19 protein-coding genes are annotated in these 18219 nt (G+C 72.3%); 8 read left to right on the top strand and 11 right to left on the bottom strand.

What is annotated here, in order from left to right; all coding sequences use genetic code 11:
• Positions 1 to 304: 304 nt before the first annotated feature.
• Both ACZ4TR_RS14085 and ACZ4TR_RS14080 read right to left on the bottom strand, forming a co-directional pair.
• Positions 305 to 1282: a LacI family DNA-binding transcriptional regulator gene (locus ACZ4TR_RS14085; protein ID WP_465287420.1), complete on the bottom strand. Its 978-nt coding sequence runs from the start codon at positions 1280 to 1282 to the stop codon at positions 305 to 307.
• A 105-nt stretch (positions 1283 to 1387) separates the two neighbouring features.
• Positions 1388 to 2413, bottom strand: a complete 1026-nt coding sequence (locus ACZ4TR_RS14080; protein WP_465287419.1) for a helix-turn-helix domain-containing protein — start codon at positions 2411 to 2413, stop codon at positions 1388 to 1390.
• Positions 2414 to 2581: 168 nt separating this feature from the next.
• Between ACZ4TR_RS14080 and ACZ4TR_RS14075 the strand changes: the two genes are divergently transcribed.
• Both ACZ4TR_RS14075 and ACZ4TR_RS14070 read left to right on the top strand, forming a co-directional pair.
• Positions 2582 to 3055, top strand: coding sequence for an MmpS family transport accessory protein (locus tag ACZ4TR_RS14075; RefSeq protein WP_465287418.1), 474 nt, complete (start codon positions 2582 to 2584; stop codon positions 3053 to 3055).
• Between the two features lie 7 nt (positions 3056 to 3062).
• A complete protein-coding gene (locus ACZ4TR_RS14070) occupies positions 3063 to 3818 on the top strand; it encodes an ABC transporter permease (RefSeq protein ID WP_465287417.1) in 756 nt (251 codons plus the stop codon).
• On the opposite strand, the gene ACZ4TR_RS14065 is transcribed toward ACZ4TR_RS14070, so the two are convergent.
• Genes ACZ4TR_RS14065 through ACZ4TR_RS14055 form a run of 3 tightly spaced genes read right to left on the bottom strand, consistent with a single transcriptional unit; the run spans position 3802 to position 6823 of the window.
• The gene (locus ACZ4TR_RS14065) at positions 3802 to 4488 is read right to left on the bottom strand and encodes a histidine phosphatase family protein (protein ID WP_364511522.1); all 687 of its coding nucleotides are present in this window, start codon (positions 4486 to 4488) and stop codon (positions 3802 to 3804) included. The genes ACZ4TR_RS14070 and ACZ4TR_RS14065 overlap by 17 nt on opposite strands.
• 10 nt (positions 4489 to 4498) lie before the next feature.
• Positions 4499 to 6382 (bottom strand): Na+/H+ antiporter, encoded by a 1884-nt coding sequence (locus ACZ4TR_RS14060; protein ID WP_465287416.1) that lies wholly within the window; start codon positions 6380 to 6382, stop codon positions 4499 to 4501.
• Positions 6383 to 6415: 33 nt separating this feature from the next.
• On the bottom strand, positions 6416 to 6823 hold the full coding sequence (locus ACZ4TR_RS14055; RefSeq protein ID WP_465287415.1) for a nuclear transport factor 2 family protein: 408 nt from the start codon (positions 6821 to 6823) through the stop codon (positions 6416 to 6418).
• 55 nt (positions 6824 to 6878) lie between these two features.
• Between ACZ4TR_RS14055 and ACZ4TR_RS14050 the strand changes: the two genes are divergently transcribed.
• A complete protein-coding gene (locus ACZ4TR_RS14050; protein ID WP_465287414.1) occupies positions 6879 to 8264 on the top strand; it encodes a carboxylesterase/lipase family protein in 1386 nt (461 codons plus the stop codon).
• A gap of 46 nt (positions 8265 to 8310) precedes the next feature.
• Here the strand turns inward: ACZ4TR_RS14050 and ACZ4TR_RS14045 are convergent, their stop codons facing one another.
• The 4 genes from ACZ4TR_RS14045 to rnhA form a co-directional block, all read right to left on the bottom strand.
• Complete coding sequence (locus ACZ4TR_RS14045; protein ID WP_465287413.1) at positions 8311 to 11382, bottom strand: glycosyl hydrolase 2 galactose-binding domain-containing protein; 3072 nt, start codon at positions 11380 to 11382, stop codon at positions 8311 to 8313.
• Between the two features lie 117 nt (positions 11383 to 11499).
• Positions 11500 to 12732, bottom strand: a complete 1233-nt coding sequence (locus ACZ4TR_RS14040; RefSeq protein ID WP_465287412.1) for a hypothetical protein — start codon at positions 12730 to 12732, stop codon at positions 11500 to 11502.
• 44 nt (positions 12733 to 12776) lie between these two features.
• Positions 12777 to 13151: a YchJ family protein gene (locus tag ACZ4TR_RS14035; RefSeq protein ID WP_465287411.1), complete on the bottom strand. Its 375-nt coding sequence runs from the start codon at positions 13149 to 13151 to the stop codon at positions 12777 to 12779.
• 41 nt (positions 13152 to 13192) lie between these two features.
• Positions 13193 to 13654, bottom strand: coding sequence for a ribonuclease HI (rnhA, locus tag ACZ4TR_RS14030; protein ID WP_364511546.1), 462 nt, complete (start codon positions 13652 to 13654; stop codon positions 13193 to 13195).
• Positions 13655 to 13728: 74 nt separating this feature from the next.
• Between rnhA and ACZ4TR_RS14025 the strand changes: the two genes are divergently transcribed.
• The 5 genes from ACZ4TR_RS14025 to ACZ4TR_RS14005 all read left to right on the top strand — a co-directional run bounded on the left by ACZ4TR_RS14025 (position 13729) and on the right by ACZ4TR_RS14005 (position 17304).
• A complete protein-coding gene (locus tag ACZ4TR_RS14025; RefSeq protein ID WP_465287410.1) occupies positions 13729 to 14436 on the top strand; it encodes a Crp/Fnr family transcriptional regulator in 708 nt (235 codons plus the stop codon).
• 116 nt (positions 14437 to 14552) lie between these two features.
• Positions 14553 to 14720: a hypothetical protein gene (locus ACZ4TR_RS14020; protein WP_465287409.1), complete on the top strand. Its 168-nt coding sequence runs from the start codon at positions 14553 to 14555 to the stop codon at positions 14718 to 14720.
• A gap of 206 nt (positions 14721 to 14926) precedes the next feature.
• Complete coding sequence (locus ACZ4TR_RS14015) at positions 14927 to 15892, top strand: hypothetical protein (RefSeq protein WP_465287408.1); 966 nt, start codon at positions 14927 to 14929, stop codon at positions 15890 to 15892.
• A gap of 4 nt (positions 15893 to 15896) precedes the next feature.
• Positions 15897 to 16502, top strand: a complete 606-nt coding sequence (locus ACZ4TR_RS14010) for a hypothetical protein (RefSeq protein WP_465287407.1) — start codon at positions 15897 to 15899, stop codon at positions 16500 to 16502.
• A gap of 19 nt (positions 16503 to 16521) precedes the next feature.
• The gene (locus tag ACZ4TR_RS14005; protein ID WP_465287406.1) at positions 16522 to 17304 is read left to right on the top strand and encodes a DUF1684 domain-containing protein; all 783 of its coding nucleotides are present in this window, start codon (positions 16522 to 16524) and stop codon (positions 17302 to 17304) included.
• A 15-nt stretch (positions 17305 to 17319) separates the two neighbouring features.
• Here the strand turns inward: ACZ4TR_RS14005 and ACZ4TR_RS14000 are convergent, their stop codons facing one another.
• Positions 17320 to 17805 carry an AMIN-like domain-containing (lipo)protein gene (locus ACZ4TR_RS14000; RefSeq protein WP_465287405.1) on the bottom strand — a complete coding sequence of 162 codons (486 nt, stop codon included), beginning with the start codon at positions 17803 to 17805 and terminating at the stop codon, positions 17320 to 17322.
• A 152-nt stretch (positions 17806 to 17957) separates the two neighbouring features.
• A complete protein-coding gene (locus ACZ4TR_RS13995; RefSeq protein ID WP_364511562.1) occupies positions 17958 to 18110 on the bottom strand; it encodes a hypothetical protein in 153 nt (50 codons plus the stop codon).
• Between the last annotated feature and the right edge of the window lie 109 nt (positions 18111 to 18219).

Raw genomic sequence — 18219 nt, 5'->3', positions numbered from 1 at the left:
GTTGTCCAGGGTTGACAGTGCTCGGGGTCCGGACTTACGTTCCGAGGTGAGTAAACGATTTCCGCTCCGTGCTCACAGGATCCGGCGAGGTTGGCGCCGGCCATGGGGGACACAGGGGGTGGGGCGTGCCTGGGGGGCCCGGCACGAGCCGGCCCCCCGGGCACGTCGCTCCACGCACCCCCAAATGCGCGCGAGTCGACCCTTCAATCACGCGAGTCGACTCTCCAGGCACGCGGGTCGACCTTCGCGGTTTCCCTGGCGTGGGAACTGGTTCTCGTGGTGTGCGAACCGGTTTCGTCCGGCGTCAGCGGCGGGAGCTCTTGCGCTCGATCAGCCGTGCCTCGAGCGTCGTGGTCGTCGCTTCGCGGCCGCTGTCGGTGATGCGGGCCAGCAGGAGCTGCGCCGCCACCCGGCCGACCTCGTACGCCGGCTGGGCGACCACCGTCAGCGGCGGGTCGATGAGCGTCGTCCACGGGGCGTCGTCGAACGAAACGATGCCGACGTCGCGGCCCGGACGCAGGCCGCGCGACGACAGGGCCTCGAGGACGCCGATCGCCATCGTGCTGTTCGCGACCAGGAGCGCGTCCGGCGGGGACGGCTCGTCGAGCAGCTCCAGCGCCGCCAGCCGGGCGCCCTCGGCGCGGTACTCCGCCCGCCGGGACACGACGTTCGCTTCGCCGACGACGTCGGCGTACCCGGCCAGGCGATCGTCGGCCGTGCGGACGCCGGCGGGCCCGGTGAGGCAGGCGACGCGGCGGTAGCCGCCCGTCACCAGGTGGCGCGTGGCGTCGGCGGCCGCGTGACGCGTGTCGACCAGGACCTGGTCGCCCGCGTCGGCCGGCAGCGGCCGGTCCACCGCCACCAGCGGCGTGCCCTGGCGGCGCAGGCCCTCGACGTTCGTCGACCGGCCGGTGGGGGACAGCACCACCCCGGCGACCCGCTCCTGCAGCGCGACCTCGATGTAGCGCCGCTCCTTGTCCTCGTTTTCGTCGGAGTTGCAGAGCACGACCGAGTAGCCGGACCGTTGCGCGAGGTCCTCGACGCCGCGTGCGATGGCCGTGAAGAACGGGTTTTCGACGTCGGAGATGATCAGCGCGAGGACGGCGGTCTCCTGGCGGCGGAGGTTCCGCGCCAGCCCGTTCGGGTGATAGCCGAGCTCGGTGGCGGCTTCCTGGACGCGCGCGGCGAGCATCGGGTCCACAGTGGACTTGCCGTTGAGCGCGCGCGACACGGTCGCCGTGGAGACGCCGGCCCTCGCCGCGACGTCACTGATGGTGGCCACACGCCCCTCCCTGATCGCCGGTCGAACGGAGGATAGCGCTCTTGGTGGCCGTTTACCGTCCGCTTACCTTCCCGGCCGAGGTTCACTTCCGGTTGCCCGCACGGGTTACGCCGAACGGCGCCGATCACGCACCGGCCCGTCCACAGTGGACGGTGTGCGGAAGTAGGCGCGCGGGGTCAGGCCGGTGAGGGCCCGGCAGTCCCGGCTGAGGTGCGCCTGGTCGGAGTACCCCGCGGCGACGGCCAGCGCGGCCAGCCCGGGGACCCGCGAAGCCAGCGCGACGGCCCGCTGGAACCGGGCGACGCGGAGGTAGGTGGCCGGCCCGTACCCGACGGCCTGGACGAACCGCCGCCGCAGCCGCCGCTCGCTCACGGCGAAGGGCCCGGGATCTTCGAGCCGGGCGGCCGCGACCTCCGGCGCGCCGCGGGGAGCGCCTGGCCCGAGGAGTGCGGCGGCTTGCGCCGGGCTCGCACTTCCCCGGGCCGGCATTGCGGCGATCTCGGCAGGGCTCGCGCCTGGCCGGCCGAGCAGTGCGGCTGCCTCGGCCGGGCCGACCCCCGGCCGGGCGAGTGCGGCCGCGACACGCGCCGGATCCGCGCCACCACGAGCGGCCGCACCGGCAGCTTGCCCGGGACTCGTACCTCCCGGCGCGAGCACCTCGGCAGCACCCGTCACCATCGCCGCCGCCTCTGCGACCCGCGTCGCCCCAGCGTCCAGCCTCGCGATCAGCGCCGCCACCGCCTGATCAGCCGGGGCCACCTCCGGCAACCGCGACGCAACCGCTTGCGCCGGGGTCAGCTCGCCCGACAGCAACCTCTCCGCCAGCACCTCCCCGGCACGCCCCCACAGCTCGCCCAGCGGTACCCGCCGGTCGCGCAGCTCGTCCGCCGCCACCCCGAGCACCGCCGGTGCGCGACCCGGTGTGAACCGCACCCCTCGCAGCTCGGCGCCCGGCTGGGTCACCGATGACCACGCCGCCGTGTCCGGGCCCGCGATGAACACCCCGCCGTCGCCGACGACGAGGTCCAGGCAGCCGTCGGGGACGATCCGCTTCGGTCCCGCCGAAGCCGACCGCCACACGCAGCGCGCCACGCCCGCCAGCCGCGCGGGTGGTGCCGCCTCTTCGTACACACCCCCGATGATGCACCCGGGGTCCGACAAAAACCGCACCACCGCCCGAGCACCCGATTGGGTGAAAGTTGGACTTCTCGCGATTCGGCGCTAACGCGCAGTGAGGTCACGGCGAGATAGAGGTCGACGCACTCGACGGAAGTGCGCGCGACGAGAGAAGACCTCTCCATGGGTGTTCCCACCGCGATCCCGTCCCGCCACGACTGCCCGCGCCGCGCCCGGTCGGCCGGTAGCGTCGTGGTCGTGCTGGGCGTCCTGGCCGCGGCCGTCGCCGTGACCGCGTTCGTCGTGCCCCGGTCCGCGCGCGGACCGGCCCGGGCGGAGCCGGTGGCCGCGCCGGTCGTCCCGGCCGCGGTCGCCACCGTGCGCCACTCCGTCGTCTACGAGCTGCTCGGCGCGCACGGCGCCCAGGACGTCACATACGCCGGCGAGGGCTCGGCGCTGACCCAGCACGCCGAGGTGACGACGCCGTGGTCGGCCGAGTTCACCCGCGTCGGCCCGGCCGGCCGCACCGAGTTCTACAGCGTCGCCGCCCGCAACCCCGGGCCCGGCGAGCTGCGCTGCCGGATCGTCGTCGACGGGGTCGTCGTCGCCGAGAAGACCGTCGCCGAGCCGGGCCGCCAGTTCAGCTGCGCCGTCTGACGGCACCATGGGCGGCGTGAACGACGCCGCGATCACCTTCGGGCCCGCCCTCGTGGCGGTGCTGGTCCTGCTCGCTGCCGCCGGCACCGCGGTCGTCCGGGCCGGCGGGCTCGGCCGCGGACGCGACGTGCTGATCGCCGCCGTCCGGGCGGTGGTGCAGCTGGCCCTCGTGTCGCTCGTGATCACCGCCGTCCTGCGGTCGGGCCCGCTCACCGGCTTGTTCGTGCTGCTGATGTTCGGCATCGCCGCGGTGACGTCGGCGCGCCGCGCCGGCACCTGGGCGAACCTCCCGTGGACGGCGCTGGCGATCGCGGCCGGCGTCGCCCCCGTGCTGGCCCTGGTCCTGGGCGCCGGGGTGGTCCCGCTCGAGCCGATCGCGGTCGTGCCGATCGCCGGCATCGTCATCGGCGGCGCGATGACGGCGACGTCGCAGGCCGCGCGCCGGTCCCTCGACGAGCTGAAAGCCCGCCACGGCGAGTACGAAGCCGCGCTCGCCCTGGGATTCCTGCCGCGTCCGGCCGCGCTCGAGATCTGCCGTCCGAGCGCCGGGCACGCGTTGATCCCGGTGCTGGACCAGACCCGCACGGTCGGCCTGGTGACCCTGCCGGGCGCCTACGTCGGCGTGCTGCTCGGCGGCGCCGGCCCGATCCAGGCCGGCCTGACCCAGGTCCTCGTGCTGATCGGGCTGCTCGCCGCGGAAGCCGTCTCGATCCTGGTGACCGTGCAGTGCGTCGCGGCCGGGAAGCTCAGCCGAGCGGAGTAGCCAGGTGGCCGGTGTCGTTGAAGCGCCGGATGATCCAGCGGTCGCCGTGCAGCACCAGGTGCGAGATCGACCCGTTGTCCGCGCCGAGGAACGCGAACCGCTCGACCGAGCGGCTGGCCTGCGCGAACACCTCGCCGATCACGCCGCCGTGGGTGAACACGGCGACGCGCTGATCGGGGTGCGCGGCGGCGATCCGGGTCAGCGCGCCGCGCAGCCGCGCGCCGAACCGCTCGTCGGACTCCGCGCCCGGGATGACGTCCCACCGCTGCTCGGCCCACAGCCGCTCGACGATCGGGTGGCCTTCGGCCGTGTACTTCCGGAAGAGGCCGTTCTCCCAGTCGCCGAGGTGGATCTCGCGCAGGTCCGGCTCGACGACGGGGGTCAGCCCGAGCTTCTCCGCCAGCGGCGCGGCGGTCTCCGCGGTGCGGCGCAGCGTCGTCACGTAGATCGCGTCGATCCGCTCGCCGGCCAGCCGGTCACCGACGCGCCGGGCGTGGTCGCGGCCGTCGGGCGCGAGTTCCGGGTCGGCCTGGCCCTCGACCAGGGTGAAGGGGTTTTCGCCACGTGCGGGAGCCGACTCGCCGTGCCGCACGAGGAAGATTTCCGTCGCGCCCGGGGGCGGGCTGAAGCGGTGCTGGCGGTATTCGATCTCCTGCTCGGGCGTGCTCATGGCCCCGACCTTAACCGAGCTGCTTGTCCACGAAACACCATCGCCACGTCTCGCCCGGTTCGAAGCTGCGCATGACCGGGTGCCGGGATTCGTGGAAGTGCAGCGTGGCGTGCCGGCGCGGCGAGGAGTCGCAGCAGGCGACGTTGCCGCACTTGAGGCACATCCGCAGGTGCACCCAGGTCGTGCCCTCCTCGAGGCAGGCCGCGCAGCTGTCCTGGGAGCTGGGGTCCTTGTCCACCCACTCGTGGACCAGGTGCTTGCACGAGCCGGCCGTCGCGGCCGGGGTGCGCAGCTCCCGGCCTTCGACCTCGGGTTCTTCGTCCTTCCGGTCGAGCATCGACTCCTCGATGTCGAGCCGCTCCAGGACCTTCCGCAGGACGTCGTCGTCGGCGCTGCCGCTGTCGCGGGCCTTGAGGAACTGCTCCCGCTCCACGTCGAGCAGCTCCAGGCGCAGGCGGCGGTAGGCGTCGCTGGGGGTCTCGGCCAGCGCGCTTTGACGGCCGAGCTGTTCCCACGCCGAGTCGGCGCGGTGCCGCAGCCGGTCCTGGAGCCGCTGGATGATTTCCGGCGGGTCGTCGGGCTGCCGGATCTCCTCGAGCTTCGCCAGCGCCGCGGTGGTCATGTCGTGCAGCACGGACGCCTCCTGCAGGGCGTCCTCCGCCGGATCCGGCCGGGGCAGCCGCAGCCGCCGGATCAGCGGCGGCAGCGTCATGCCCTGCAGGGCCAGCGTGCCGGCCACGACGACGAACGCCGCGAGCACCAGCACGGCCCGCTGCGGGGTGTCCGCGGGCAGCACGAACGCCGCGGCGAGCGTCACCACTCCGCGCATGCCCGCCCAGGAGATGACCGCCGAGTAGCGCCACGGCCAGATCTTGGCCCGCGCCTTGGTCGGCAGCAGCCGCCGTTCCAGCCGCTTCACCGTGCCGATGCCGACCAGCCACACCATGCGCGTGAGGATCGTCGCGGCGAGCACCGCGACGCAGATCCAGGTGAGCAGCCCCAGCGACAGCCCGGATTCGCCGACTTCGGACAGGATCCGCCGCAGCTGCAGGCCGATCAGCAGGAAGACCATGTTCTCCAGCAGGAACGCGATGGTCTGCCAGTTGAGCCTGCTGGCCAGGCGCGCCGAGCCGGAGAGGATCTTCGGCGCCTTGTGCCCCAGGATCAGGCCGGCGACGACCACGGCGAGCACGCCGGACCCGTGGATCGCCTCGGCCGGGATGTAGGCGATGAACGGCACCGCGAACGACAGCGCGGTGTCGAGCACCGGCTCGTTCATCCGGGCGCGGATGAACGCGGTCACGAACCCGATGACCAGCCCGACCACGATCCCGCCGATGGCCGCGCGGAAGAAGTCGGCGCCGACCTGCCAGAGGCTGACCGAGCCGGCCAGCGCGGCGATGGCCGTGCGCAGGGCGACCAGCGCGGCCGCGTCGTTGAACAGGCTTTCGCCCTCCAGCAGCCGGATCAGCTTCCGGGGCATGCCGACGCGCCGGGCGACGACGCTGGCGGCGACGGCGTCCGGCGGGGCCACGATCGCGCCGAGCGCGATCCCGCCGGCCAGCGGGAGGCCGGGGATCACGGCCCAGGCGACCAGCCCGACGCCGAACGCGGTGAACACGACCAGCCCGACCGACATCAGCCCGATCGCCCCGCGGTTCTTCCGGAAGTCGATCAGCGACGTCTGGATGGCCGCCGAGTACAGCAGCGGCGGGAGCAGGCCGAGCAGCACGACCTCGGGGTCGAGGTGGTACTCGGGCACGCCGGGGACGTACGACGCGCCGACGCCGACGCCGATCAGGCACAGCGGGGCGGACCAGTCCAGCCGCCGCGCCACCGCGCTGACGACGAGGACCGTCACGACCAGCGCCACTATCTCTGCCGCTATGTGCACCGGCTAATCATCACCCGGCCGCCGCGGCGGGCGTCAGCGGGCCAGCTCCGGGAGCACCTCGGCGATCAGCTGCGTGTCCAGGTACTCGGTGATCTCGCGGATCCGGCCGCCTTCGAGCCGGAAGACGAAGCAGTACTCGTTGTCGTAGCGCGGCCCGGCCTTCGTGGCGACGCGACCCCGCGTCTCGACCACGACGACGTCGTCCTCGGCGACGAACCGGCTCGCGGTGCTGGTGTAGGTGCCGGCGAACTGCTCGCCGAGCGGGCCGAGCAGGTCACGGCGGACCGAGTCCTTGCCGGTGAAGGTGCCGGACCAGCTGGTGTGCCCGCTGACGGTCCACGTGACGTCGTCGGCCATGGCGGCGATCAGCGGCCGGATGTCGCCGGTCGCCCACGCGTCGAAGGCGGTTCTCAGGAGTTCCTTGTTTTCGGCTGCGCTCATGGCTGGTAGTCAACACGCTGGAGCGCGCTCCAGGGCAAGTTCGTAGGCTGGGTTCGTGACGACGGTGGAGACCGCGGCCGGCGCTCTGCGCGGGGCCGAGCGGGACGGGGTCAGGACCTTCCTCGGCGTGCCCTACGCCGAGCCGCCGGTGGGGGAGCTGCGGTTCCGCGCGCCCCGGCCGGCGCCGCCCTGGTCCGGTCTCCGTCACGCCGTCGAGTGGGCACCCCGGGCACCGCAGCCGGAGCTGACCGGGCGGAGCTTCACCGGCGACGAGGACTGCCTCTACCTGAACGTCTACGCGCCGGCGGCGCCCGGCTCGTACCCCGTGCTCGTCTGGATCCACGGTGGCGGCGGGGTGATGGGCGCGCCGCACCAGTTCGACGCCTCCGCGTACGCCCGCGCGGGCGTGGTGGTCGTGACCGTCGCCTACCGGCTCGGCGTGCTCGGGATGCTGCACCTGCCCGGCGTCGCCGACTCGAACCTGTCCCTGCGCGACCAGGTCGCGGCGCTCGAGTGGGTGCGCGACAACGTCGGCGCGTTCGGGGGTGACTCGGGCCGGGTGACGCTCGCCGGGCAGTCCAACGGCGGCCGCACGGTCGGGACGCTGCTCGCCGTGCCCGCCACGCACGGGCTGGTCCACCAGGCGATCGTGCAGAGCGGCACCGGCGTCGGCTCGGTCGTGCACACCCCGGCCGAGGGCGCGGCGATCGCTTCCGCGGTCCTAGCCGAGCTGGATGCCTCACCGGAGGACCTCGCCAGCCTGCCCGTGACGCGGATTCTCGCGGCGCAGCAACGGGTTTCGGCGGTGTCCGGCACCAAGGTGACCTACCGCGTGGTCGTCGGGGACGAGCTGCTGCCGGAACGCCCGCTGGACGCCGTCCGCGAGGTCCCGCTGCTCATCGGGACGACGGCCGACGAGGAGGACCTGTTCAGCTGGCTGCAGTCGGGTGGCGCGAAGCTCCTGGGCGTCGGCTCGACGATGCTGGACGCCGCCGAGGTCGAGCAGGCCGTCGCGGCGTACGGCGAGTTGCTCGACTGGCCTGAGGAGCAGATCCGCAACCGGGCGCTGACCGCGGGGGACTGGTGGATCCCGGCGATCCGGTTCGCCGAGAAGCAGCCGGCCGCCTGGATGTACCGGCTGGACTGGCGGATCGCGCCGCGGGGCAAGGGCCTCGGCGCGCCGCACGGACTGGACCTGCCACTGACGTTCGACGACATCCGCAACAAGAACTGGCGGTTCCTCTTCGCCGGCCGGACGTTCCCGGCCGAGCGCATGCAGGCGATGGCGACGGAGATGTTCGGCGCGTGGGTCCGGTTCATCGCGACCGGCGACCCGGGCTGGCCCCGCTACACGAGCGACGACCGCGTGACGCGCCTCTTCGACGACGTCTCCACGACGGTCTCGGACCCGGACCGCGCCCAGCGCCTCCTCTGGGAATGACCGAGGGCGGCACTTTCGTAGGGAAAGTGCCGCCCTCGGTCAGGTGCTAGACGGTGATCTTGTCGACGTTCGGGCCGCCGTTGGCGGTCGTCGCGGTCGCCTTGATCTTGTTCGTCCCCGCGGTCAGCGTGACCGGGATCGTGACCGTCTGCCAGGTGTCCCAGTTGCCCGTCCCGCCGAAGGCCACCGCGGACGCACCAACGCGGCCGTTCACCGTGAGGTCCATCGGGCGGTTCGCCGTGGTGCCGTTGGCGTACCGCAGGACGACGTTCGCGGCGCCGGCGGAAGCCGCGTTCACGGTGAACTCCACCGCGCTGCCGGTCGCGTTGTCGTAGTTGACGAACCCGGTGCCGGTGAACCCGGCGTGGTTCGACTCCGCGACGCCGCCGGTGATCGTGGCGTTCTCGGCCTGGTAGTCGGCCGGGGTGCCCGGGGTCACCGTGCCGTCCGCCGGGATGGTCTTCGTCCCGGTGTTCCAGCCCGCGACCCGCACGGACGGCTTGGCGCCCTGGAGGTCCGCGGTCCGGTACGTCGCGGTCAGCGTCGTCGATTCGCCCGGCCAGAGGCTGACCTGGTTGTCGGTCCACCGCACCGGCAGCACCGGCGCGCCCGCCGCGCCGACCACGTGCGCGTCGACGAAGAACGCCGGCACCTTGCCGGACGCCGGGTTCGTCAGCGTCACCTTGGTCGTCGTGGTGCCGTCGCCGTTGGCCGTCGAGGTGGCGGTCGACCCCAGCGAAACCTGGGCCAGGCCGTTCAGCCCGGACAGGTCCGCGTACGACGTCGTCGGGGTGTAGTACCAGTCGCTGTTGGCCCAGTCGAGCGTGTCGGCCTTGGTGGACAGCCAGTAGACGTTGCGGCTGACCTCCTTGCCCGACGGGTCGGTCAGGACCAGCTTCGCCAGGTACGTCGTCGACAGGCCGCTCACCGAACCGATGGTCAGCGCGGTGGTCTTCGCGCCGTCACCGCCCACCGACACGGTCTTCGACTGGGTGAACTTCTCCGTCCCGTCCAGGTTGTACAGCTTCACGGACGCGGTCAGGTTCGACGCCGCGTCGTGGTTGTGGTTGACGACCACGACGGACTTGGTGTCGTACGAGTACTGGATGTGCAGTGGCTCGTTCGCCTTCTTGGCCCCGAAGTACGAGCCGTTCTGGTCGAGGTAGGCGTCGAACAGCTGCCAGTGCAGCGACGTCCAGCCGCTGTTGAGCATCCAGTAGATGATCCCGGTGGCCGGGTTCGAGCTGTCGCTGAAGTTGCGCGAGTGCGACTCGAACTCCGCGCGGACGTTCTCGTACTGCGCCAGCTGCGCCTTGCGGACGAAGTCGTCCAGGCTCGCCGGCTTGCCGTAGCGGCCGGTCAGCGCGTCGCCGAAGAGCTTCAGGTTGGCGAAGGTGGAAGAGGACGACCGGTGGTACTGCGGGGTCGACGGGCTCTTCCACAGCGTGTCCAGCTCACCCGGCGACATCATCCGCTTCAGCGTGTCCATCGTCGGGATGTCCGGCCCGGCACTGGTCTCGGAGTTGAAGTTCCACGCGCCGCCGAGATCGCTGTGCGCCTTGTCGTGCCAGTAGTTCGGCGGGACGTAGTCGTACGGGCCGTTCATCTTCATGCCGGACGCCCCGAGCTGCGGCGACGACTTCGCCGACGCGGCCGGGACCACCGGGGTGGGCCAGTCCGCGGCGCTCAGCGCGTCGAGGTAGTTCTTCTCGATCGTCGCGTCGGGCGCGAAGTCGCTGCCGATCAGGAACGAGATGACGCTCGGGTGGTCGCGCAGCCGCTCGGCCTCCGCGGTCATCGACGCCTTGGCGACCGGGTAGTCCGCGGCCGTCCACGGGTCACCCTTCTCGTCGCCGTTGACCTGGCCCTCCCACTTGTCGCAGCACTCCCAGCCGGGCAGCGTGAGCACGCCCATCCGGTCGGCGAGGTCGAAGAACTCGTCCGGCTCGATGTGCCCTTCCAGGCGCACGGTGTTGAGCCCGAGGTCCTTGACGTAGGCCAGCTTGTCCGCGGCGGCTTGGGCGTTCCAGCGCAGGAACAGGTCCGGCGAGTAGCCGCCGCCCTTGATCAGCAGCGGGCGCCCGTTGATCGTGTACGCGCGGCCGCCGCTCGAGTTCTTGTTCGCCGTCACCTGGCGGACGCCGAAGCTGGAGTGCGAGGTGTCCGAGGCCGTGCCACCGACGCTCGCCGTCAGGTCGAGGTCGTAGAGCGGCTGCCCGCCCATCCCGGCCGGCCACCAGACCTGCGGGTTGTCGATCCCGACCACCGGGAAGGTGACGGTCTTCTTCTCCTTGGCCGCCAGGCTCACCGTCTGGCTGACCGGTTTGCCGGCGACCGTGCCGGAGACCGTCGTGCTCACCGCGCTCGCCGAGTCGTTGCGGACGTCGGCCTTGACCGTCAGGTCGGCGTGGCTCAGCCCGGTCAGCTTCGTGACGACGTGACCGCCGCGCAGCGCCACCGGGCCGCTGCGCCGGACCAGGACGTCCCGCACGATGCCCATGTTCTGGTCCGGCGGGGTCTGCGCCCAGTCGATCCAGCCCATCGACAGGTCCTTGTTCGGGTCGTTGGGGTAGACCTTGAACGCGACGCTGTTCGTGCCGGCCTTCACCAGCGAGGTGATGTCCAGGTCGTGGCGGGTGTAGGCGCCGTTGACCTGCGTCTTGTCCGCGATCCGCGTCCCGTTGACCCAGACGTCGGCCTTGGACAGCACGCCGCTGAAGTCGAGGTAGGTGCGCTGGGTGGAGTCGGGGACCGTGAGGTCGGTGCGGTACCACCACGGGACCTGGAAGTCCGCGGTGGGCACGTTCTTCATGTTCGTCGAGTAGAACGGGTCGGCGTACTTGCCGTTGGCCAGCAGGCCGGCGTAGACGGTCGAGCGCGGGCCGACCGGGTACCAGCCGGAGGTGTTGTAGCCGGGCTTGGAGACCGCCGAGTCGTCGCCGACCTGCGCCGACGTCTGGATCAGGAAGCCGGGCACGGCGGTGGCCGGGCTCGCGGCCGTGACCGTCGCTCTCGCCTGTTCCTGGCCGGTGGCCGCCGGGACGGTCGCCCCGCTCACGGCGACGGCGAGCACCGCCGCCGCCACGAGGGTCCGGGTTCTTTTCTGCCGATAGCTCACTAGCGCGCCTCCTAGGCACCGTGGCGGCGTGGGACAGCGGACCATCGTTAGGGAACTTTCCTAACAATTGCGGACGATCGTAGCGGTCCGGTCACCCGGAGAACAGGGGCGTTCCGGTCAGACGCGGGCCGCTTGCCACGCCGCCGCGGCGCGCAGGGCCAGCAGGAGCGGCAGCGAACCGTCCTCCCAGATCCGCTGCGGAAGTGCCTCGCTGAGCGGGACACCGCCGTCCAGCGCGGTCCCGATGGCCGGGAGGTCGACGTCGAAGAGCGTCAGCCCGGCGCTGTAGAGGCGTTCGCCGCTGACCGGGCGGCGCGCGGCGACCTCGGTGCTGTCGACCGCCAGCTCGGTCACGCCGAAGAACTCCGGCTTGGCGCCGCGTTCCATCCAGCGCGCGAAGCCGGTCAGCTTCGTCCCGCGGACGTCCTGGGGCCGCAGGCCGCTCTCCTCGCACAGTTCGCGTTCCATCCCCGCGCAGACCGCGGTGTGGAGGGACCGGCGCGGGCCGCCTTCGGGGGTGCGCAGGTCCCGGGGTTCGAGCGAGCCGCTGCCCGACGGCGCGAGCAGCAGCCCGCTCACGGCGTTGAGCGAAGACTGCCGGACGGTGACGAGCTTGCCGTCGGTGGTGAACGCGACGGTGGAGACGCCGACGAGGTCGGCCAGTGTGCTGCTGCCGAGCTCGCGGAGCGACCCGTCGGTGTCGGTCAGCTCGGCCCTGCGGAGGTCGTACTCCTCGCCGGTGTCGGCGCGGACGATGCGGAGCGTGCCGAGCTCGTTCGAGCAGACGGCGTCGAAGAACCGGGCGCGGTGCAGCCGGATCGGCGCGGGCCGCGCGCCGGCGGCGGGCAGCGGGTCGCCGCGCATGCCGACGATGGGGCCGTTGAACAGCAGCCGCCCGCGCGCCCGCAGCGGCAGCACGTGCGGCGCGGTCGCCTTGAGCGCGGGCGGCAGCCGGTACGGCTCCTCGGCGACGGTGATCGTGTGCCGTTCCGTCCAGAGGTCCCGGTCGATCGCGGCGCTGACCAGCGCGGTCCCTCGGGAGGGCACGGCGACGTAGTCCGACGGCGGGTAAGCCGACGGCGGCGGCAGCTCGGCGGTCGGAAAGGGCGCGGCGATGGTGGTGAAGGCGAACCCGGCCCAGCGGCGGCGCAGCAGCCGCACATCCCGGGTGAAGGTGGCGACGCCGAGCCCGAGGGCGACGGCGGAGAGCACGACCCCGACGGCACTCGGCAGGATCGTGACGACCCCGAGCACGACCCCCAGCCCGGACGCGGCGAGCGGCCATTCCCGGGCGCCGATGAAGCCGAGGTAGTCGGCCCTGGCCCGGGCGCGACGCGTCAGTTTTCCCATCGCCGCTGTGTTTAGCACGGTGAAGGTGGTGCGTGGGGCGGATTTCAGGCTTCGGCGTCGAGGTAGACCCACTGGCCGTCCGCGCGGCGGAAGCGGCTGTTCTCTTCGAGGAAGCCGTCGCGGCCGTGGTGGCGGTAGTGCGCGCGGAACTCGACCGTGCCTTCGGCGTGCAGCAGGCCACCGCCGGTGCGGGCGAGGATCTCCAGCCGCGTCCACTCCTGCGCCGGGTCCAGCCGCAGCCGGCGCGGGCGGGTGTCCGGGTGCCAGGTGCGCAGCAGGTACGCGGTGTCCCCGACGGCGAAGGCGCTGAACCGGGAACGCATGAGCAGTTCGGCGGTCGGCGCGGCGAGGCCGCCTTCGTGGAACCGGCCGCAGCAGGCGGCGTAGGACTCGGCGAGGCCGCACGGGCACGAGGTCATCCCGGAATCATCCCACGGCGGCCCCGACCGTCTACTGAGGACTATTCCGCGTTGACCGGCTTCCCGGTCTCCCGCGCTTCCTGGGCCCCGCGCACCGCGAGCCGGTCGGCGCGCTCGTTCTCCGGGTGTCCCGCGTGGCCCTTCACCCACAGCCACTCGACCTGGTGCTCGCCCGCCGCCGCGTCCAGGCGCTGCCACAGGTCGGCGTTCTTCACCGGCTCGCGCGCCGCCGTCTGCCAGCCGTTCTTCTTCCACCGCGGGAGCCACTGCATGATCCCGTTGCGCACGTACGTGCTGTCCGTGTACACGCGGACCTGCGACGGCCGGGTCAGGCTTTCCAGTGCCCGGATCGGCGCCGTCAGCTCCATCCGGTTGTTCGTCGTCGGGGTGGCTTCGCCGCCGTAGAGCTCGCGCTCGTGCCGCCCGTAGCGGAGGACCGCGCCCCAGCCGCCCGGTCCGGGGTTCCCGCTGCACGCGCCGTCGGTGTAGATCTCCACGTCCACGCGGCGACCCTACCGGTCCCGGCTCTCGCCCCGGCCCGCCACTCGGGGTTACGGTGAATCTCCGGAGGGGAACCATGAGCGGGCACGACGACACGGGCGAGGACGCACTCCTCGCCTACCTCGCCGATGCCGACCGCGAGTACCTGCTCGGCCGGGGCACCCGCCGCCGGTTCCGGGCGAACGACGTCGTGCTCATGGAGGGCGATCCCTCCGACCACGTCCACGTGCTGGTGTCCGGCTGGGTGCGCGTCTCCACGATCGTCGAGGACGGCCGTGAAGTGCTCTTCGGCCTGCGTGGCCCCGGTGAGGTCCTCGGCGACCTCGCCGCCGTGACCGGGCGGCCGCGGTCGGCGTCGGTGCGCGCGATCGAACCGTGCACCGTCTTCCAGTTGACCGGCGCGGAGTTCGTCGACGTCCTGCACACCCGGCCCGAGATCGCCATCGCGACGATCAAGACCGTCGCGGCCCGGCTCCGCGCCGCCGAGTCGGCCCGCGTCGACTCCGCCGCCTTCGACGTCAGCCGCCGGGTCGCGGTGGTCCTGGTCCGGCTGGCTGAGGAACACGGCCGGCGCGTCCCGGAAGGCGTGCTCATCGAGGGCGCGATGTCGCAGGAGGACATCGCCGCGCAGATTGGCGCGGCGCGGCGTACCGTCGCCCGGGCGTTGCACGTTCTGCGCGAGCGGGGGATCGTCGAGACCGGCCGCCGCCGGATCCTCATCCGCGAACCGCGCGTCCTGCGCGCCTTCGCCCGTTCTGAGCCAAACGGCACACAACGCCCGTGACAGCGGACCTCTGAGCGGACCCCGCCCCCGCGCGATCCTGGGTTCCGGCCGGAAAAGAAATCGGATGCCGACCGGCCGGATTCCATTTTCGAAGCGAGGTCGGGGAGTGCTTTGCCGTGAACGTCTACTGCAAGATCTTGACCCTGGTGAAATCCGTCTTCGTCGCGTTCGTGGTCGGTGCCGTCGCGGGATTCCTCGCGGCCACCGGAAACGCGGCGGAGCCGGCCGCGCCGGCGTTGCACGGCTCCGCCCCGATCTCCGCCTCGGCCTGGGTGCAGCGATGAGGAGGTGTGTGTGATGGAGAGCCACTTGATCTGGGCGCTGATCTTCGGCGCGAACTGACCCGCGGCGGCCCGGCCGGCCGGCTCGTGGGGGGCCGGCCGGCCGGGTGTTTCCGTGAATGCGGGTGTCCGCGATCTGTCACCCCCGGCGCGGAACATTCTTTGGTAATGTGGTCTGTCATTTCACCGCGGCGCCGGGAGGGGGTGGGATGCGGCCGGAGAACTCCTTCCCGTTCGTGCGCGAGCTGAACGAACTGCGCCGCGGCCGCGGGCTCGACGCGGCCGACCTGCACCAGCGGATCGGTCCCTGCCTGCGCGAAGCGTGCGAAATCATCGACGCCGACCAGCCGTCCGCCGCCCGGGAGAAGCTCGTCCTGCGGCTCACCGAGCTGTGCGGCCGGCTGCCGGCCGACCTGCGGCTGGCCGCGCTCGCGGCGTTCGGCCTGCACGAAGAGGCCGCGGGGGAGTTCCTCGACCGGCGGATCTCGTGGCTGGCCAGCGTCCTGGACCGCGATCCGCGCACCGCGCGTCGCCGGATCGACCTCGCGTTCCGCCGGCTCGACGAGCTGCTCGGCGCACCCCCGCCGGGGCGTGACCGGCACCCGCTGGCCGGCTGGTACGCCGAGTCGGCCAAGGCCGTGCTCCGGCTCGACCACGACCCGCCCGATCTGCAGGAGGAGCGCCGGATCGTCGCGGAGGTCGACGAGCTGGACGAGCTGGTGCTCTCCTTCAGCGTCCCGGCCGAGCCGGGCAGCGACCCGGTGCCGGACATCACCGCCGACGTCCTGTTCGGCGGCGAGATCGTCGAAGCGCGCCAGGTTTCGGCGAGCCACGCGCAGTTCGTCATGCGGCTCCCCAGCCCGTTGCGGCTCGGCCAGCGGCACGAGTACGGGATCCGCTTCGCGCCGCGGCGGACGTCGCTGCGGCCGTACTACGTCATGACGCCCTTGCGTCGCTGTGAAGAGTTCTCGGTGCGCGTCCGGTTCGACCGCGCCGAGCCGCCGCCGCGCGTGTGGCGGCTCAACGGCGTGCCGGGCCGGGTCGTCGACGACGGCGTCGACTCGGGCGACGCGCTGACGGTCAACCGGGTCGGCGAGGTGGCGCTCGAGTTCCACGACCTGCACCAGGGGCTGAGTTACGGCCTGCAGTGGTCCTTCGCTCCCCGGGAGGACTGAGGCCATGCGGACCGTCCCGGTGGCCGCGACCGTCGTCCGGATCGGGATCGTCGCCCCGAGCCGCGGCGGCACCGCCCGCGCGGTGCACCTCGGCGCCACCCTCGACGGGGTGCTGGACGAGGTGTTCGACCACGTCCCGGTGCCGTACCGCACGCCGACCTGGTACCGCCGGGCGGAGGGGGACAACACGACGCTGGTCCTCCCGCCGGCCGTGCCGAGGGAGTGGGTCGTGACGGGGTTCGCGGGCGACGTGGCCGGGGCGTTGCGGCGCCGCAACCGCCACCTCAACGAGTTCGGCCGGCTTCGGCTGAGGCTGGCCGCCGACCACGGCGACGTCGTGCTGCGGCCGCCGAACTTCGGCGGCGCCGCGATCGCGCTGGCGGTCTGGCTGTGCGAGGCGGAGGTGCTGAAGGCGGCGATGGCCGAGGCACCGGAGCTCGACCGGCTGCTCATCGTCTCCGACCGGTTCCACGCGGCGATCGACGACCTGGCGGGCTTCCGGCGCGTCGTCGTCCCCGCCGGGGGCGAGCGGGAGATCGCGTGGCTGTGGACGGGTCCGGATACTGGGACGCGGAATACCGGCTCGGGCGACGGGTTGGCACCGTCATAGCCGAGCAGAAGGGCCCGCGATGAGCACGTTCACGAGCGAGTGGCAGGACTGGAAGACGCAGCGTGAGGAGGACCTCGCGGCACCCCACGGCTGGCTGGCGCTGGTGTCACTCGACTGGCTGACCGACGCCCCGCGGGAGTACCCCGGCATCCCCGGCCGCTGGTGGCAGGACGCCGAAGCGGCGTACATCGACCCCGCGGGCGCGACGCTGACGCACGAGGGCTCACCGATCACCGAGACCCGCCGCTTCGAGCTGGTCAACAGCGGCGCGGGCACGCGCGTGCTGGCCGGCGACGTCGAGATCGAGGTCGCCCGGCGGTCGGGGTACCTGATCCGCGTCCACGACCCGAAGGCCGAGGTGCTGCGCGAGTTCCACGGCATCCCGGCGTACGAGCCGTCGCCGTCCTGGGTGGTCTCGGGCCGCTTCGAGCCGTTCGACTCGCCGCGGCCCACGACGGTCGGTGCCGTGGTGGAGGGCTTGAGCCACGTCTACACGGCGCCGGGCGTGGTGCACTTTTCCTGGGCGGGAGAGCCGCACATGCTGACGGCGTTCAACGGCAAGGACGGCGGCTTCAGCATCCTGTTCACGGACGAGACGAGCGGCGTCACGACGTACGCGGCGAACCGCTCGCTGCCGGTCGGCGCGCCCGCGCCCGACGGTTCGGTGACGCTGGACTTCAACCGGGCGGTGAACCTGCCGTGCGCGTTCACGGACTTCGCGACGTGCCCGCTGCCGCCGGCGGGCAACCACCTGCCGTTCGCGGTCGAGGCGGGGGAGAAGATCCCGTACGAGCGCGGATGACTCCCCCGCCCGCGGTCAGTGGGCCACGTCGATGACGATGCGGTTGGGCGCGGTGAGCGTGAAGACGTTCACCGTGGTCCGCGACCGCACTCCGAGCCCGACCAGCAGATGGGCCTCCCAGTCCCCGATGACGGCGACGGCCATGACGTTGGAGAGGTTCCGCGTCCGGAACTTCTGCGGCCCGGTGTAGGTGGGGTTCCCGTTGTCATCGTGCGCGGCGGCGTAGGGCACGCTGACGTTGATGAAGTACTCCCCGGTGAGCCACACGATTTCGGTGCTCGGATCGGCGACGAGCTCGTCGACGAGCTGGTAGCCGGGAGTGGGCGCGCTCCCGGGCCCGAGGTCGAGCACGATCCGGTCGAACGTGGGGTTGTTCCCGGTCCGGATGGCGGTCAGGGTGGGAACGCTTTGAACGGCGGCATCCGAGGGCACAGCGGCGGCGAGCGTCCCGGCGAGCACGATGGCGACGGCGAGGAGCGCGCGTCTGACGGGTCTGGACATGGTGGGCCTCCTGGGGTGAACCGGTGGAAGTCCCAGCGCTGGGTCTACGGGGGACGTCCGGTTCGTCCGGGAAGTTGCGCTCGGGTTCCGGATCGTTACCCGGCTGCTCCGAACGTTTTCGGCGTCCGGAGCAGCCGCGGCGCGGGCGGGCCCTACTTCCAGTGGCCGCCGTGTTCGTTGCACACCAGGCCCGTGGACGAGCAGTTCTTGCACGACAGCTTGTCGCCCAGCAGGCTGCGCGCCCGTCCGCCGTTGCAGGCGGAACAGTCGTGCAGCGGCCGGTGGCACTTGCGGCAGTCGGACATGGGTCACTCCTCGGTCGGCCGTTCGGCGGGAATCCCGGTGCAGCGGGCCGACTCGGCACTGCTCCGGTTCCCGGACACGGTCGCTTCGCCCCGAGTGCCTGTTACGCGG

This window comes from Amycolatopsis sp. NPDC028719 (assembly GCF_055565395.1).
The sequence above is the reverse complement of the archived record's forward strand: the minus strand, read 5'-3'. Positions and strand labels throughout refer to the sequence as shown.